At 72.3% G+C, this 15,541-nt stretch carries 14 protein-coding genes, 1 tRNA gene and 1 pseudogene; 3 read left to right on the forward strand and 13 right to left on the reverse strand.

The window, feature by feature from the left end; all coding sequences use genetic code 11:
- Positions 1 to 25: 25 nt before the first annotated feature.
- From F3L20_RS29090 to F3L20_RS29100, 3 genes are read right to left on the reverse strand one after another with little or no spacing between them, the layout of a single operon-like run.
- Positions 26 to 910 (reverse strand): SDR family oxidoreductase, encoded by an 885-nt coding sequence (locus F3L20_RS29090; protein ID WP_150156823.1) that lies wholly within the window; start codon positions 908 to 910, stop codon positions 26 to 28.
- On the reverse strand, positions 907 to 1,863 hold the full coding sequence (locus F3L20_RS29095; RefSeq protein ID WP_150156824.1) for an alpha/beta fold hydrolase: 957 nt from the start codon (positions 1,861 to 1,863) through the stop codon (positions 907 to 909). The genes F3L20_RS29090 and F3L20_RS29095 overlap by 4 nt, the downstream gene beginning before the upstream one ends.
- Complete coding sequence (locus F3L20_RS29100; protein ID WP_150156825.1) at positions 1,860 to 3,377, reverse strand: flavin-containing monooxygenase; 1,518 nt, start codon at positions 3,375 to 3,377, stop codon at positions 1,860 to 1,862. The genes F3L20_RS29095 and F3L20_RS29100 overlap by 4 nt, the downstream gene beginning before the upstream one ends.
- Before the next feature lie 177 nt (positions 3,378 to 3,554).
- Between F3L20_RS29100 and F3L20_RS29105 the strand changes: the two genes are divergently transcribed.
- Positions 3,555 to 4,175 carry a MerR family transcriptional regulator gene (locus tag F3L20_RS29105; RefSeq protein ID WP_150157535.1) on the forward strand — a complete coding sequence of 207 codons (621 nt, stop codon included), beginning with the start codon at positions 3,555 to 3,557 and terminating at the stop codon, positions 4,173 to 4,175.
- Between the two features lie 22 nt (positions 4,176 to 4,197).
- Here the strand turns inward: F3L20_RS29105 and F3L20_RS29110 are convergent, their stop codons facing one another.
- Entirely contained in the window at positions 4,198 to 5,043 is an 846-nt protein-coding gene (locus F3L20_RS29110; protein ID WP_150156826.1) for an exodeoxyribonuclease III, read from the reverse strand.
- Positions 5,044 to 5,060: 17 nt separating this feature from the next.
- On the opposite strand from F3L20_RS29110, the gene F3L20_RS29115 reads away from it, so the two are divergent.
- Entirely contained in the window at positions 5,061 to 5,537 is a 477-nt protein-coding gene (locus tag F3L20_RS29115) for a GNAT family N-acetyltransferase (protein WP_145826879.1), read from the forward strand.
- Positions 5,538 to 5,708: 171 nt separating this feature from the next.
- Here F3L20_RS29115 and F3L20_RS34175 read toward each other — a convergent pair whose 3' ends face one another.
- The 8 genes and pseudogenes from F3L20_RS34175 to galU form a co-directional block, all read right to left on the reverse strand.
- On the reverse strand, positions 5,709 to 5,879 hold the full coding sequence (locus F3L20_RS34175) for a hypothetical protein (protein WP_167534635.1): 171 nt from the start codon (positions 5,877 to 5,879) through the stop codon (positions 5,709 to 5,711).
- Between the two features lie 172 nt (positions 5,880 to 6,051).
- Positions 6,052 to 6,125, reverse strand: a tRNA-Ala gene (locus F3L20_RS29125).
- Between the two features lie 60 nt (positions 6,126 to 6,185).
- Complete coding sequence (sepX, locus tag F3L20_RS29130; protein ID WP_150156827.1) at positions 6,186 to 7,442, reverse strand: divisome protein SepX/GlpR; 1,257 nt, start codon at positions 7,440 to 7,442, stop codon at positions 6,186 to 6,188.
- 177 nt (positions 7,443 to 7,619) lie between these two features.
- Positions 7,620 to 8,264: a GNAT family N-acetyltransferase gene (locus F3L20_RS29135; RefSeq protein ID WP_240810779.1), complete on the reverse strand. Its 645-nt coding sequence runs from the start codon at positions 8,262 to 8,264 to the stop codon at positions 7,620 to 7,622.
- A 26-nt stretch (positions 8,265 to 8,290) separates the two neighbouring features.
- Positions 8,291 to 8,833: a MogA/MoaB family molybdenum cofactor biosynthesis protein gene (locus F3L20_RS29140; protein WP_150156829.1), complete on the reverse strand. Its 543-nt coding sequence runs from the start codon at positions 8,831 to 8,833 to the stop codon at positions 8,291 to 8,293.
- Entirely contained in the window at positions 8,830 to 9,342 is a 513-nt protein-coding gene (gene moaC, locus F3L20_RS29145) for a cyclic pyranopterin monophosphate synthase MoaC (protein WP_145826874.1), read from the reverse strand. Before moaC ends, F3L20_RS29140 begins: the two co-directional genes overlap by 4 nt.
- A gap of 86 nt (positions 9,343 to 9,428) precedes the next feature.
- Positions 9,429 to 10,751 (reverse strand): molybdotransferase-like divisome protein Glp, encoded by a 1,323-nt coding sequence (glp, locus tag F3L20_RS29150; RefSeq protein WP_150156830.1) that lies wholly within the window; start codon positions 10,749 to 10,751, stop codon positions 9,429 to 9,431.
- Positions 10,748 to 11,664: pseudogene (gene galU, locus F3L20_RS29155) on the reverse strand (UTP--glucose-1-phosphate uridylyltransferase GalU). The gene glp and the pseudogene galU overlap by 4 nt, the downstream one beginning before the upstream one ends.
- A gap of 167 nt (positions 11,665 to 11,831) precedes the next feature.
- Here galU and F3L20_RS29160 point away from each other — a divergent pair.
- Positions 11,832 to 12,401: a 5-formyltetrahydrofolate cyclo-ligase gene (locus F3L20_RS29160; protein ID WP_240810780.1), complete on the forward strand. Its 570-nt coding sequence runs from the start codon at positions 11,832 to 11,834 to the stop codon at positions 12,399 to 12,401.
- 64 nt (positions 12,402 to 12,465) lie between these two features.
- On the opposite strand, the gene F3L20_RS29165 is transcribed toward F3L20_RS29160, so the two are convergent.
- Entirely contained in the window at positions 12,466 to 15,327 is a 2,862-nt protein-coding gene (locus F3L20_RS29165; RefSeq protein ID WP_150156832.1) for a penicillin acylase family protein, read from the reverse strand.
- Between the last annotated feature and the right edge of the window lie 214 nt (positions 15,328 to 15,541).

Here is a 15,541-nt window from a genome sequence, read left to right on the forward strand (position 1 = left end):
CGGGCGGTCACCCTGCGCATGTCGATCAGTCACGGACCGTAGCGCGGTGCTGTTCGTCGGCGTTGCCGCCCGCTCCGACCAGCCCGATGCGCAAGCCCTCGAGCCGGTGCCCGAACCGCCTCATCTCCCGTTGTCCGACCGTGCCGATGAGGGAGGGCAGATAGCCGCGGACGCTCTGCATGCCGCGCAGCCAGCCCTGCCCGTAGACGTGAGCGGACCGCCGCTCGATGCCGGCGACCAGCCGGTCCACGGCCGGGCCCAGCGGGTAGGTCTTGTTGGCCGGCCACGGCAGCCGCTGCCTCAACTCCCGCATGACGTCGTCCTGGTCGGCGCCGCGCACCATGTCGGTGTCGGTCCACGACAGGTAGCCGACGCCCACCTTCACGCCCCGGTGGGCGACTTCGGCGCGCAGGGCGTGCGCGTACGCCTCCACACCGGACTTGGAGGCGCAGTACGCGGTCATCATCGGCGCGGGGGTGATCGCGGCGAGGGACGCTATCTGGAGCAGGTAGCCGCGGCTCTCGGCGAGCAGCGGCAGGAACGCCCGTGCGGTGACGGCCGATCCGACGAGGTTCACCTCGATGACCCGCCGCCAGGCCTCCGGGTCGGACTCGGTGAACGGACCGCCGGTCGCCACACCGGCGTTGGCGACCACGATGTCCACGCGGCCGAACCGCTCGCGGACCTGCTCGGTGACCTGGGCCATCGCCTCGTGGTCGGTGACGTCGGCGCACCAGTGATCGCTGTCGCTGTGCAGCCGGGCGGAGACGTCCTTCAGCGCGTCCGGCTCCAGGCCGACCAGCGCCACCTTCACGCCGCGCGCGGAGAGTTTGCGGGCGAGCAGCTCCCCGACTCCGCGCGCCGCTCCGGTGACGACGGCGACCTTTCCTTCGAGACTGACCCTGCTCATGCGCTCTCCTCGGCGGGTGCGGCGGGTACGGCGGGCTGGCGGGGGCTCACATGGGCGGCGACGAGGTCACGGATCCGCCCGGTGACCAGGTCGGGCGCCTCGACGGGAGTCATGTGGCCGACGCCGGGCAGTTCGGTGACGCCGCGGCAGTCGGGCAGCGCGGCGGCGAGCGCGCGGGCGTGCACGGGCGGGGTGAGCCGGTCGGCGGTGCCGACGACGACCTCCACCGGCACCCGCAACCCCCGTACGTCCGCTTCGAGATCGAGGGAGGCGAGCACATGGGACCAGGCGTGGCGCACGGTGCGCGGGCAGGCGTGCACGATGCGCGCGCAGGCCTCCACCATGTCCGGGGCCGAAGCGGGGCCCATGGTCGCGTACTTGAGGATGCGCCGGGCGGCCGGTGTGACCGGACCGAGCGGGGCCCGGCTGCCGAGGATGCGTCCGGTCAGCCAGGTCCGGGCTCTGCCCGGCCGCAGCGGCAGCACGGTCGACTCGGCGACCAGCTGCCCGCTGCCGGTGCTGCACAGCAGGACGGCGGCGGCGTGCTCGCGGAACGCGGGCCGTTGGGAGGCGGCCATCACGGTCATGCCGCCCATGGAGTGCCCGGCGATCACGGCGCGTTCGCCGGGTGCGAGGGTGGCGGTGAGGACGGCCTCGAGGTCGTCGGCGAGCGCGTCCGTGGTGCACGCGGGGCTCGCGGGGCTCGCCGGGGTGCGCCCGTGTCCGCGCTGGTCGTAGGCGATCACCCGGTGGTCGGCGGCGAGTTCGCGGATCTGCGCGGCCCAGAAGGCGGTCGAGCAGGTCCAGCCGTGGGCGAGGACGACGGCGGGCGCGCCCTCGGGGCCGTGCACCTCGACGTGGAGTGCGGTGCCGTCGGCGGAGCGGGCGGTCAGCTCGCGGACGGCGGCGGGCGGGGCGTAACGCCCGCCGGTGGCGGGGGTGGGGCGGATCACGCGGACACCTCCGTGCTCTCGGCGGCGGTCGTCTCCCGCTCGGCGGGGGCGCGCAGCACGGCGTACTCGGCGAGGTCGACGCGGCGGGTGGCGCGCCGGAACTCGGCGGTCGTGCCGGGCCAGATGGTGGTGTTGCGGCCGCTCTCGTCCAGGTACCAGCTGGTGCAGCCGCCGGTGTTCCACACCGTGCGCTTCATCCGCTCCTGCACCCGGTGGTTCCAGGCACGCACCGCGCCGGGGCGGGCGTCGAGGGCGGCCCGGCCTCCCAGGACGTCGAGCTGACGCAGGTAGTCGGCCATGTAGTTCAGCTGGGACTCGATCATCAGGATCATCGAGGAGTTCCCGAGGCCGGTGTTGGGGCCGATGATCGTCATCCAGTTGGGGAAGCCGGCCGCGGAGGCGCCGCGCAGCGCCTGCATGCCGCCGGACCAGGACTCGGCGAGGGTCTTGCCCTCCGGGCCGACGACCCGCTCGGCGATCGGCATGTCCGTGACGTGGAAGCCGGTGCCGAACACGATCGCGTCGACCTCGGCCTCGGTGCCGTCGGCGGCGACCACGGTCGAGCCGCGCACCTCGCTCAGCCCGCTCGCGACGACGTCCACGTTGGGCTGCGCGAGGGCCGGGTAGTACGTGCTGGACAGCAGGATCCGCTTGCAGCCGATGCGGTAGTCCGGGGTGAGCTTGGCGCGCAGCGCCGGGTCCTTGATCGCCCGGGCCATGTTGCGCTTGGCCAGCTGCTCCACGAACCCGAGCTGGCCGGGGTGCTTGGTGAACGCCTGGACCTGCAGCTCCCGGATGCCCCACAGCAGTCCGCGGCGCATCTTGGTGGTGAAGGGCGCCGCCCGGTGCACGGCGCGCTCGGCGGAACCGATGGGCCGGTCCATGCGCGGCAGCACCCAGGCGGGGGTGCGCTGGAACAGCGTGAGCCGCTCGGCCTGCGGCTGGATCGCCGGCACGATCTGGATCGCGGAGGCGCCGGTGCCGACCATGGCGACGCGCTTGCCGCGCAGGTCGTAGTCGTGGTCCCAGCGGGCGGAGTGGAAGACCTTGCCGGGGAAGGTGTCCAGACCGGGGACGTCCGGCAGCTTGGGCTCGGACAGCGGCCCGGTGGCCGAGACGACGACGTCCGCGCTGAGGTCGCCGCTGCTGGTCTCGATGTCCCAGCACAGCCGCTCGCCGTCCCACGCCATCCGCTTCACCTCCGAGTCGAAGCGGATGTGCGGGCGCAGCCCGAACACGTCGGTGACGTGCTCCAGGTAGGCGCGGATGTGCTCCTGTCCGGAGAAGGAGCGCGGCCAGTCGGGGTTGGGCGCGAAGGAGAAGGAGTACAGGTGCGACGGCACGTCGCAGGCGCACCCTGGGTAACTGTTGTCCCGCCAGGTGCCGCCGACGCTGCCCGCCCGTTCCAGGACGACGAAGTCGGTGATCCCTTCACGCCGCAGCCGTACGGCGGCCCCGAGTCCGCCGAATCCCGACCCGATCACCGCGACCCGTACATGCTCGTGCTCGGCCATCCCAAAGCCTCCGCGCATCGCTCAGAACCATGCCAGTGAACACTGGCGCAATGGGGAGCGTAGAGCAGTGCCGTACTCATGGGTAGGGGGTGCGCGAGGAAAGTTACCGCCGGTACGGCCTAGGGTTCAGATGTGGCAGACGACAGCGAGACACCCCCGCAGAAGCGCGAGTACCGCATGGCGGAGCTGGCCCGGCTGGCCGGCGTCACCGTGCGCACGCTGCGCTTCTACCGCGAGCGCAAACTGATCCCGCCACCGCGCCGCGAGGGCCGCATCGCCTGGTACGACGACCAGCACCTGGCCCGGCTGCGCACCATCACGGCCCTGCTGGAGCGCGGCCACACCCTCAACGGCATAGCGGAGCTGGCGGAGGCCTTCGACCACGGGCGCGACGTCGGCGACCTGCTCGGCGTGGAGGTCCCCACCGAGGAGACCCCGGTCCGCCTCACCCCCGAGGAACTCGCCGACCACTTCGCCGGCGAGGTCACCCCGGAGAACCTGGCCGCCGCCCTGGACCTCGGCTACCTGGGCGTCGACGGCGAGGAGATCGTCCACATCAGCCGCCGCCTGCTGGAGGTGTCGTCCGCCCTGGTCCGCGAGGGCATCCCGCTCGGCGAGGTGCTCCGCACCGGCGCGGAGGTACGCGCCCACGCCGACGCGCTCGCCGACCTCTTCGCCGCCCTGATCCTCCGCCACGCCCCGGAGGAGACCCTGCACCGCCTGCGCCCCCTGGCACGCAGCGTGGTGGACGCGGAACTGTCACTGGCGCTGGACCGGCGGCTGCACCAGAAGAACTGAGCCGGGGTAATACCCCGGGACCTCACCTGACGCCGTACCCGTAGACGACCGTCACCGGCGCGTGGTCCGACCAGCGTTCGGCGTGCGTCGCCGCCCGCTCCACGTACGCCTTCACCGCGCGGTCCGCGAGCCCCGGGGTGGTCATCTGGTAGTCGATGCGCCATCCCGTGTCGTTGTCGAAAGCGCGCCCCCGGTACGACCACCACGAGTACGGGCCGTCGATGTCCGGGTGCAGGGCGCGCACCACGTCGACGTAGCCGCCGTCGGCCGGGTCCAGGACACGGGACAGCCACTCCCGCTCCTCCGGCAGGAACCCGGAGTTCTTGGTGTTGCCGCGCCAGTTCCTCAGGTCGGCCTTCTCGTGCGCGATGTTCCAGTCGCCGCAGACCACGACCTCACGGCCGTCGGCGGCGGCCTTCACCCGCAACTCCTTGAGGTACGCCAGGAACTCCTCCATGAAGCGGACCTTCTCGTCCTGCCGCTCCGTGCCGACGTCGCCGGACGGCAGGTAGAGGGAGGCGACGGTCACACCGGGCAGGTCCGCCTCCACGTACCGGCCGCTGCCGTCGAACTCCGCCGAGCCGAAACCGACCCGCACCCGCTCCGGCTCGCGGCGGGTGTACAGCGAGACGCCCGCGCGCCCCTTGGCGGCGGCCGGCGCGTGCACCACGTGCCAGCCCTCGGGCTCCCGCACCGTCTCCGGGAGCTGCGCCGCCTCGGCCCGCACCTCCTGGAGGCACAGCACATCGGCGGAGGTACCGGCGAGCCACTCCACGAAGCCCTTCTTCGCGGCGGCGCGCAGTCCATTGACGTTGACAGAGGTCACAGTGAGCACCAGGGCACGATACACACGCGCTGGTCCGGGCATGTTTTACGGTGTTCGTCATGGAAATCCGCCGGGTCCCCTACGACCACCCCGACGCCGTGAAGCTGGACGCAGAGGTCCAGGCCGAGTACGACATCCGCTACGGCGACGGCGGCGACGCCACCCCGATGGACCCCGCGGACTTCGCGCCCCCCAACGGCACCTACCTGATCGCCTACGACGCGCTCGGCGTCCCCGTCGCCTCCGGCGGCTGGCGCGTCCAGGACGCCAACGACGAGGGCAACCGCGACGGTGACGCGGAGCTGAAGCGCATGTACGTCGTCGAGCAGATGCGGGGCCTGGGCCTCGCCCGCCGCATCCTCGCCGCCCTGGAGGAGGACGCCCGCGCCGCCGGCCGCGTCCGCATGGTCCTGGAGACCGGCACCAAGCAGCCGGAGGCCATCGCCCTGTACACCTCCAGCGGCTACGAGCCCTGCGAGAAGTTCGGCTACTACCGCTTCCACGACGAGAGCCTCTGCTACGCCAAGACGCTGTAGGGCCCGCTCGGGTCAGGCGTGCCGGTGGTACGCCTTGTTGGCGATGCGCCATCCTCCGCCGGCGCGGACCAGCAGGAAGACGTCGGGTTCGGTTGCGACGGCGATGTCCGCGTCGGGGTCGACGCGGGCTTCGGCCGGGGCGTCGATGAGGCCGGCCGCGCCGCACGGGCCTCACCGAGCCCCGCCCTCGCCGTCCGCGCGGCTGCGCTCGTAGCCGGCGCCGACCGGGATGAGCCAGGCGGGCAGGATCAAACCGCTGACCAGCCCGGCCCACGGACGGGGCACATGACGCCGGGCAAGCGCCGACAGGACGACCAGGATCACGGCCCAGCCGACCGGCACCGGCCGCGCGCCACGTGGCGGAGAAGGCCGTCGGCCATCTGGAGCCTTCGCGGCAGCCGGTCCTGATGAGGCTTCATGCCGGGACCGTGCGGGCGGGAGACGGCGCCGCGGCAGCCACCGGTGACGACAAGTCGAAGCCCCGGCCGGGTAACCCGGCCGGGGCTTCGTTGCGTGGACCTGAGGGGATTTGAACCCCTGGCCCCCTCGATGCGAACGAGGTGCGCTACCGGACTGCGCCACAGGCCCTTGCAACGAGTGAAACTTTAGCATCCCGATCGGGGTGCTCAAAAATCCGTCGGCCGGGTGCTACTCGTTCGCGGCCTTGGGACGCTCGCCGTCCTCGTACTGGTCGAACAGGGGGGTGCGGCCTCGCTCGCGGGAACGGCGGGCGGAGGCGGCGCGGCGGGCGTCGGTGCGGTCGTCGTCGGTGTCCCGGTCGTCGGGGACCGCCGGGTCCGGCTCCTCGGCGGCCGCCGCCTGCGCCTCGTCGGCCGGTACGGCGCTGGAGCGGGCCGAGCTCCAGGTGTCCGGGGCGCCGAGGTCCACGTCGCCGGAGGCGCGCGGGGCGACCGGGGCGGTCACGTACGTGGGGAGCGGCACCGGGACCGGGTCCCAGCTGTCGCCGCCCTGGCCGGGCCGCCTGCTGCGCTCGCGCTGCTGGTCGACCCACTCGGCGTGGTCGGTCTGCTCGACGAGCGCGCGCCGGTCGGCGGCGAGCGCGGAGAGGCCGGGGTCGGTGTCGGTGCCCGCTTCCGGGCCCTCCGGTTCGTCCGGGTCGGCCTCGTCGACGGCGGGACGGCGGCGGGGCCGCCGCTCGCGCAGCCGCTGTGCGGCGGCCTCGGCCTGGCGGCGGTCCATCTGGTAGGCGAACCGGCGGCGCTCCTGGGAGCGGAGGTAGCCGATGTAGACGCTGAGCATCACGGCGGGCACGCCCGGCGCCCACAGGAACGCCAGTCCGCCGACGGCGGCGACGATCGCGCCGAGGGTGAAGGCGAGGAACAGCATCGTGATGGTGCGCCGACGGCGCGCGAGCACCTTGGAGCGCCGGGCGCGCTCGGCGGCGGCCTGCGCGCTCCGGTCGCGGCGGGCGTGGTCCGGGGCGCGGCGCGCGGCGGGGACGCGGCCCCGCGGATCCGTGCCCCGCGCGGCGGCCGGTTCGGGTACACGCGGTTCGGGCGCGCGCACTTCGGGGGCGGGTTCGGCGCGCTCCTGCGGGGCCCGGGCAGGGCGCTCGGGTTCCGGCCGCACCTCGGGGGCGGGCGGTACGGGCGCCTGGGTCTGCGGACGGGTCTGGGACACGGCGAAGGCCCGGACGTCCACCGAGTCGGTGATCGCATCCGGGTCGTGGACGCTTGGCTCCCCCTCGTCGGTGGAGCGCGTCCGCAGGTCCTTGGCGTACCGGCGCTCCATGCCCGCCCGTCCGGACAGCAGTCGGATGGCGGTGCTGAAGCGTTCCGTCGGACGTGCCTCGTTCAGCTCGTCCTGCCTACGGAGCCACATCGGCACCAAGTAGGCGGCCCAGGCCCCGACAATGACTGCGTAGATGAGGCCGCTGCTGCTCACGTCTCACACCGTAGAGGGGTTTGCAGGAGGCCATAGGCCAATTGGGCCGGTGTGTCGCACGATCTGGCTGATATTTCGAACTTTTCTTGTGATGGATGCGATCAGACAGTCACCGGAACCCGGTAATTGCCGGTTCCCAGACGGTCACCTTGCGCCGCAATTCGAACGTGTATTCAATTACTCGTGCGGGATTCCCCGTCCGTGCTGCTCGCGTCCGGGCAGCTCATGGCGGGACCGCTCCTGTGCGCGGGTCCGGCGCCAGCGGGCGAGCAGACCGTCGGGGACTTCCTCCGCGGTGAGGGCGAACACGAGATGGTCGCGCCAGGCGCCGTCGATGTGGAGATAGCGCGGTCGCAGCCCCTCCTCGCGGAATCCGAGTTTCTCCACGACCCTGCGGCTCGGCCCGTTCTCCGGGCGAATGCAGACCTCGATGCGGTGCAGTCCGACCCTGCGGAAACAGTGGTCCACGACCATCGCCACCGACGTGGGCACCACGCCCCGGCCGGCCACCTCCTCGTCCACCCAGTAGCCGATGTGGCCCGAGCACATCGAGCCCCAGGTGATCCCGGCGACCGTCAACTGCCCGACGAGGCGCCCCCGGTACTCGATGACGAAGGGGAGCATGCGGCCCGCGTTCGCCTCGGAGCGCAGGTGGCGCACCATCTGCCGGTAGGTCGGGCGGTGGATGACCGGGCCACTGGGCGTGGGCGGCGGGATGGTCGCCTCCCAGGGCCGCAGCCAGTCCCGGTTGCGCCGGTTGACCTCGCGCCACGCCTTCTGGTCGCGCAGCTTTATCGGCCGGAGGACGATGTCGCCGTCCACCAGTTCCGCCGGCCAGTACGGGGCGTTCAGCGCGCGCCTCCTTCGCCGGCGTCCGGGCGGGGGTGGTCCCCGCCGCGCAGCTGGTCCACGGCGTGCTTCAGCAGCGGCTCCAGGACGGCGAGGCCGTCCTTCACCCCGCCGCGGGAACCCGGGAGGTTGACGATCAGCGTGCCGCCCGCGACGCCCGCGAGTCCCCGGGAGAGGGCGGCGGTGGGCACCTTGTCCCGGCCGTACGCGCGGACGGCCTCCGCGATGCCGGGGACCTCGCGCTCGATGACACGGCGGGTGGCCTCGGGGGTGCGGTCGGTGGGCGAGATGCCGGTGCCGCCGGTGGTGACGACGACGTCGTACCCGGCGTCGACGGCCGCGCGCAGGGCCGCCTCCACGGGGTCGCCGTCGGCGACGACCCGCGGGCCGTCGACGGCGAAGCCGAACCGTTGCAGGCCCTCGGCGATCAGCGGGCCGCCCGTGTCCTCGTAGACACCGGCGGCGGCCCGGTTGGAGGCCGTGACCACGAGCGCGCTGTACGGGGCGGGCAGCGCGCCGCCGACGGTCGCGTCAGGCGTCATGACCTGCTCCAGTCGCCCGACTTGCCGCCCGTCTTCTCCTCCACCCGCACGTCCGTGATGACCGCCTCCTTGTCGACCGCCTTGACCATGTCGATCACGGTCAGCGCGGCGACGGAGACCGCGGTGAGGGCCTCCATCTCGACGCCCGTGCGGTCCGTCGTCCGCACGGTCGCCGCGATCTCCACGGCGTCGTCCGCGACCGACAGGTCCAGTTTCACACCGGACAGCGCCAGGGGGTGGCACAGCGGGATCAGGTCGGGGGTGCGTTTGGCTCCCATGATGCCCGCGATGCGCGCGGTGGCGAGGGCGTCGCCCTTGGGGACGCCCTCGCCACGCAGCAGTTCGATCACGCGGGGCGCGACGAGCACGCGGCCGGTGGCCCGCGCGGTGCGCGCGGTGACGTCCTTGCCGGACACATCGACCATGCGGGCGGCGCCCGCGTCGTCGATGTGGGTCAGGCGGGACGGGTCGGAGGTACCGGGGGTCTCCCCCCGGGAAGGCACGGTCATGATCGTGTGGCGCTCCCGGTCCGGGCCCGGCGCGGTGCGGGGCGCGGGCCTGCTGTGCGCGACACGGTACCGCCAACCGGCCCTGCTCAGCCGAGCAGGACCACCTCGACCTCGGTGCCCGGCGCGACGTCCTCGACGTCCTCGGGGACCACGAGGAGCGCGTTCGCCTGCGCGAGGGCCGCCACGAGGTGCGATCCGGCGCCGCCCACGGGTGTCACCGTGCCGTCGGCGTACCGGCCGCGCAGGAACTGACGGCGGCCCTTGGGCGAGCTGAGCGCGCGCTCCGCGCGGAGTTCCGCGCGGACCCTCGGCCGGTGCACGTCCGTGAGCCCCATCAGGGTGCGGATGGCGGGGCGGACGAACAGCTCGAAGGAGACGTAGGAGGAGACCGGGTTGCCGGGCAGGGCCAGCAGCGGGGTGTGGTCGGGGCCGATGGAGCCGAAGCCCTGCGGCTTGCCCGGCTGCATGGCGAGCTTGCGGAACTCGACGCCGCTGCCGGGCTCGTCCTCGTCGCCGGCGTGCGACAGCGCTTCCTTGACCACGTCGTACGCCCCGACGCTCACGCCGCCCGTGGTGACCATCAGGTCGGCGCGCACCAGCTGGTCCTCGATGGTGTCGCGCAGGGTCGTGGCGTCGTCGGCGACGGCGCCCACGCGGTAGGCGATCGCGCCGGCGTCCCGCGCGGCGGCGGTGAGGGCGAAGCTGTTGGAGTCGTAGATCCGGCCGGGGCCCAGGGGCTCGTCGGGCTGGACGAGTTCGCTGCCGGTGGAGAGCACCACCACGCGCGGGCGCGGGCGCACCCGGACGGTGCCGCGGCCGACGGCGGCCAGCAGCGAGATCTGCGGCGGGCCGAGGACGGTGCCGGCGTCCAGGGCACGGTCGCCGGCCCGCACGTCGCTGCCCTGGGCGCGCACGTGCGCGCGGGCGGGGGCCGGGCGGTACACCTCGACGTGTCCGGCGGCGCCCTCGGGCGCGAGGCTGCGGGCGCGCATCCCGGAGGCCGGGCCCTGGCCGAGTCCGCCGTCGGTCCACTCGACGGGGACGACGGTCTCGGCGCCGGGCGGCAGCGGGGCGCCGGTCATGATGCGGGCGGCCTGGCCGGGGCCGACGTGCAGCAGGTCGGCCGCTCCGGCGGCGACGTCGCCGACGACCTCCAGGGAGGCGGGGTACTGCTCGCTCGCGCCCGCGACGTCGGCGACCCGCACCGCGTAGCCGTCCATCGAGCTGTTGTCGAACGGGGGCAGGGAGACCGGCACCGTGATGTCCTCGACCAGGACGCAGCCCTGGGCGTCGAGGAGGTTCAGCTCGATGGGTTCGAGCGGGCGGACGGTCGCGAGGATGTCGTCCAGGTGCTCGTCCACCGACCAGAGGCGGTCCGGTTCTGCGGTGCGGGGCGCGGCGCTGCTCAAGGTTGCTGCATCTCCTCGGTGACGAATCGCTGGAGCCAGTCCCGGAAGTCCGGGCCCAGGTCCTCACGTTCGCACGCGAGTCGGACAATGGCACGCAGGTAGTCGCCGCGGTCACCGGTGTCATAGCGGCGGCCGTGGAAGACCACGCCGTGCACCGGACCGCCGAGCTTCTCGTCCGCCGCGAGCTGCTGCAGGGCGTCGGTCAGCTGGATCTCTCCGCCGCGGCCGGGCTCGGTCTTGCGGAGCACGTCGAAGACGGCCGGGTCGAGGACGTAGCGGCCGATGATGGCGTAGTGGGAGGGCGCCTCCTCGCGGGAGGGCTTCTCCACCAGGCCGCTGACCTTGACGACGTCGTCGTGCCCGGTGGCCTCGACGGCGGCGGAGCCGTAGAGGTGGATCTGCTCGGGGGCCACCTCCATCAGCGCCACGACGCTTCCGCCGCACTCCTGCTGGATCTCGATCATGCGCTGGAGCAGCGGGTCGCGCGGGTCGATCAGGTCGTCGCCGAGGAGGACGGCGAAGGGCTCGTCGCCGACGTGCGGGGCGGCGCACAGCACGGCGTGGCCGAGGCCCCTGGGGTCGCCCTGGCGGACGTAGTGCATGGTGGCGAGGTCGCTGGACTCCTGGACCTTGGCGAGGCGTTCGCCGTCGCCCTTCTTCTCCAGGGCGGATTCCAGTTCATAATTGCGGTCGAAGTGGTCCTCCAGGGGGCGCTTGTTGCGGCCCGTCACCATGAGGACGTCGTCGAGACCGGCGGCCACGGCCTCTTCGACCACGTACTGGATCGCCGGCTTGTCGACCACCGGCAGCATCTCCTTGGGCGTGGCCTTCGTGGCCGGCAGGAACCGGGTGCCGAGGCCGGCTGCGGGATGATGAGCCTAGCCTTGCTGATCCGAGGGTGTGACTGAGACATGGCCGACACCCTAGCCGGTGTCTTTGCACTGAATCTGTGACTCCGATGAATTATTTCTCATATGAGCATATTGCGACAGTACGGGGACTGACTTGAGACACAACCGGGGTCGGGTCGAACCTGACAAGCGAGAGCGACGGCGCGAAGTCCTGCGGGTGAGGAACGGGTTGACGGACGATGACGTCCGGACGCACGCGCAGGCCCTGGCCCGCCACGCCCTCGCGCTGCCCGAGCTGGCCGGGGCGGGGACGGTGGCCGCGTACGTGTCCGTCGGCAGTGAACCCGGCACCCTCGCGCTGCTGGACGCGTTGCGCGCGCGGAGGACGCGCGTGCTGCTGCCCGCCCTGCTGCCGGACAACGACCTGGCATGGGGTGTCTACGAGGGAGCGGGCTCCCTCGTCCCGGTGCGGCACGGCGGACGCATGACGCTGCTGGAGCCGGCCGGGGAGCGGCTGGGCCCCGACACCGTGACGGAGGCGGACGCCGTGCTGCTGCCGGGCCTGTCGGTGGACGCCCGAGGGATGCGGCTGGGGCGCGGCGGCGGCTCCTACGACCGGGTCCTCGCCCGGCTCGGCCGTGCGGGCGTCCACCCCGCCCTGGTGGTGCTGCTGTACGACGGGGAGGTCGTGGAGCGGGTGCCCGAGGAGCCGCACGACCGGCCGGTGCACGCGGTGGTGACCCCGTCCGGGGTGCGGCGGTTCGGCCCCGGCCCGCAGGCGCCCGGCGACGCCCCCTGACGCACGAGGACCGGCCTCCACGCGCGCGTGGAGGCCGGTCCCGTGGTCCGCGGGGTGCGGACGGTCAGGGCTTGAGCAGCAGCGTGTCGCTGGTGCCGTCCTCGACCGCCTTCTCCGAGTAGGCCCACTCCAGCAGTTCGCCCTCGGCCCACTTGTCCGTCTGGTCGACGTAGTGGGCGCTGTAGGCGTGGCCGGAGGCGCCGGTGAGGTTGATCCAGCGGGACTTGTCGAGGTCGCCGAGGTTGACCACCATCCGCATGGACGGCACCCACACCACGCCGTAGCCCCCGGCGGCGTTCCAGCCGGTCGCGTTGACGGTGGCCTCGCCGCCGCCGAGCTTCCACGGGCCGCGGTTGAGCGCGTACTGCAGGAAGCCGGGGCCCTCGGTGCCGAGCGTCTGGTTCTTCAGGAACAGCCGGTGCAGCCGGCCCCAGCTCCAGCTGTCGATGTCCTTGCCGAGCTTGGCGGTCAGCTCCCAGCGGGCGTCGATCAGGGCCCGCTTGAACAGCTCGTCACGGTTGTCGGCGGCGGGACGGGTGCCCCGCTTGGGCGTGGTCCACCACTCGCTGTCCTCGTCGGCCATCAGCCGGCGGACCACCTCGAACCAGCGGTCGCCGCCGTCGGGCTGCGCCTGGCTCGCGGAGCGCTGGCCGCACTCGCGGACCTTGCCCGCCTTGTCGGCCGGACCGGTGGTGTTGACCGGGTCGACCCACAGGCACTGGCCCTCCACCCGCACCTCCTTGGGCAGCTTGTGCCCGAAGGAGAGCTTGAGGACGTTGCGCCAGACGGCGTTGAAGTAGGCGGCGGCCGCCGAGTCGGCGTCCTGGGTGTAGTCCCAGCCCTCCAGCAGCTTCTGCGCCTCGCGCACGTGCTCGTCACCGACGTCGATCTTCAGCAGTTCGGGCACCAGCAGCTTGGCGATGGAGCTGGAGTTGTCTAGCTGCATCTGCCGCATGTCGTCGGTGGAGATCTTCCCGCCGTCCTTGATCTTCGACTGGATCAGGTCGTTGATCCGCTGGCTGCGGGCGCCGTACCCCCAGTCCTTGGTCAGCGTGTACGGGTAGTCCTTGCCGACGACGGCCTGGTTGGCGGTGACGATGTAGCCGCGGTCCGGGTTGTACTCGTGGGGCAGTTCGTCCTGGTCGACCCAGCCGGTCCACTCGTGGTCGGGGTCCCAGCCGGGGGCGGGCAGCGAACCGTCGTGGCCCTTCGTGCGCGTCGGGATCCTGCCGGGCAGGGTGTAGCCGATGTTGCCGTCGGTGTCCGCGTAGACGAGGTTCTGCGAGGGCACCTCGAACAGTTCGGCCGCCTCACGGAAGTCGTCCCAGTCCTTCGCGCGGTTGATCTCGAACACGGCGTCCATGGTGCGGCCGGGGTCCAGGGCGGTCCAGCGCAGTGCGACCGCGTAGCCCTCGCCCCGGTCGGGGGCGGCGCTCTCGACGGCGGCCTTCCTGCCGGTCTTCACCAGCTCGTCCGAACGGTCCGACAGCAGCGGGCCGTTGTTCGTCTCACGGATGACGATCTTCCGCGAGGCGCCCCCGGCGACCTTGATGGTCTCCTCGCGCGTCTCGAACGGCACCACCTTGCCGCCGTACTGGTAGCCGTCGCCGGTGATCTTCTCCAGGTACAGGTCGGTGACGTCGACGCCGGAGTTGGTCAGGCCCCAGGCGATGTCCTGGTTGTGGCCGATGACCACGCCGGGCATGCCAGCGAAGGTGTAACCGGTGACGTCGTAGCGGCACTTGTCGGAGACGCTGCGGCAGTGCAGGCCCATCTGGTACCAGACGGACGGCAGCGAGGCCGACAGGTGCGGGTCGTTGGCCAGCAGCGGCTTGCCGGAGACGGTGTGCTCGCCCGCGACCACCCAGGAGTTGGAGCCGATGCCGTCGCCGTTGATGCCGACGGCGGTGGGGAGGTCCTGCAGCACCTGCTGGAGGCCAGCCAGCTGGGTCTCGGCGCCCGAGCCCTCGGTCCCGGTGCCGTCCCCCGTGCCGGTGCCGTTGCCGAGCTCAGAGCCGGAGCCGTCCGCCGAGCCGGTGCCGTCCCCGGAGCCCGAGCCGTCCTCGGAACCGGAGCCCTCCCCGGAGCCGGAGCCGTCCTCCGAACCGGAGCCGTCCTCGGAGCCGCCCTCACCCTGTTCGTAGGCGCCGCTGCCCTCGTCGTAGCCGCCTTCCTGCACGATCGGCTTGTTCCGGGCGTACGGGTACTCCGGGTACAGGTCGGCGATCTGCTTCGGGCCCAGACGGCTGGTCAGCAGCGCCCGGTCGATCTCGTCCTGCATGTTGCCGCGCAGGTCCCAGGCCATCGCCTTCAGCCAGGACACGGAGTCGACCGGCGTCCACGCGCCCGGGGTGTAGTCGTTCTCGAACCCCAGCGCCGCGTACTCCAGGGAGATCTCCTTGCCCTCCTTGCCCTCCAGGTAGGCGTTGACGCCCTTGGCGTACGCCTGGAGGTACTTCTTGGTGGCGGGGGAGAGCTTCTCCTCGTACTCGCGCTTCGCGATCCGGTCCCAGCCGAGGGTGCGCAGGAAGGCGTCGTTGTCGACCTGGCCGGAACCGAACATCTCCGAGAGGCGGCCGGACGTCATGTGCCGGCGCACGTCCATCTCGTAGAACCGGTCCTGCGCCTGGACGTAGCCCTGCGCCATGAACAGGTCCTCGTCGGAGGAGGCGTAGAGCTGCGGGATGCCGTAGCCGTCGCGTTTGACGTCCACGGGGCCCGAGAGGCCTTCGAGGGTGATCGAGCCCTTGGTCTGCGGGAAGGAGGCACGCACGGTGCTGATGGACCAGTACGCCCCGTAGGCGACGCCTCCGATCAGGGCCAGCACCAGGACGAGCACGATGAGACGGCCTTTGCGCCCCTTCTTCCTGACGGACGTGCCGGCGGCCTGCTGACCCGTTGGGGCGGCGGTGGTGTCGGTGGGCATCGCTGTCCTTGCTGTCCTAACGCGAGCGGCAGGTCGGGCTGTGCTTTTAACTGAGCGCTGGAGCAACGATAGGCGCAGGGCCCGGCGCCCCTTGACGCGGAGTCGGGAACCAGCCCGGACGGGCGTTCGATCATGCCGCGCTTCGCGTCAAGAACGCGTCAAGAGTTAGGTAAGGTAACGAAGTAGTTCGCCGTGACGAACGAAGCGGTTCGGC

It is taken from the genome of Streptomyces tendae (assembly GCF_008632955.1).
Taxonomy (GTDB): domain Bacteria; phylum Actinomycetota; class Actinomycetes; order Streptomycetales; family Streptomycetaceae; genus Streptomyces.

Coding starts and splice junctions, on each gene's coding strand:
- F3L20_RS29090 (WP_150156823.1), bottom strand. CDS start 910: ATGAGCAGGGTCAGTCTCGAAGGAAAGGTCGCCGTCGTCACCGGAGCG.
- F3L20_RS29100 (WP_150156825.1), bottom strand. CDS start 3,377: ATGGCCGAGCACGAGCATGTACGGGTCGCGGTGATCGGGTCGGGATTC.
- F3L20_RS29105 (WP_150157535.1), top strand. CDS start 3,555: ATGGCGGAGCTGGCCCGGCTGGCCGGCGTCACCGTGCGCACGCTGCGC.
- F3L20_RS29110 (WP_150156826.1), bottom strand. CDS start 5,043: ATGCCCGGACCAGCGCGTGTGTATCGTGCCCTGGTGCTCACTGTGACC.
- F3L20_RS29115 (WP_145826879.1), top strand. CDS start 5,061: ATGGAAATCCGCCGGGTCCCCTACGACCACCCCGACGCCGTGAAGCTG.
- F3L20_RS29140 (WP_150156829.1), bottom strand. CDS start 8,833: ATGACGCCTGACGCGACCGTCGGCGGCGCGCTGCCCGCCCCGTACAGC.
- moaC (WP_145826874.1), bottom strand. CDS start 9,342: ATGACCGTGCCTTCCCGGGGGGAGACCCCCGGTACCTCCGACCCGTCC.
- F3L20_RS29165 (WP_150156832.1), bottom strand. CDS start 15,327: ATGCCCACCGACACCACCGCCGCCCCAACGGGTCAGCAGGCCGCCGGC.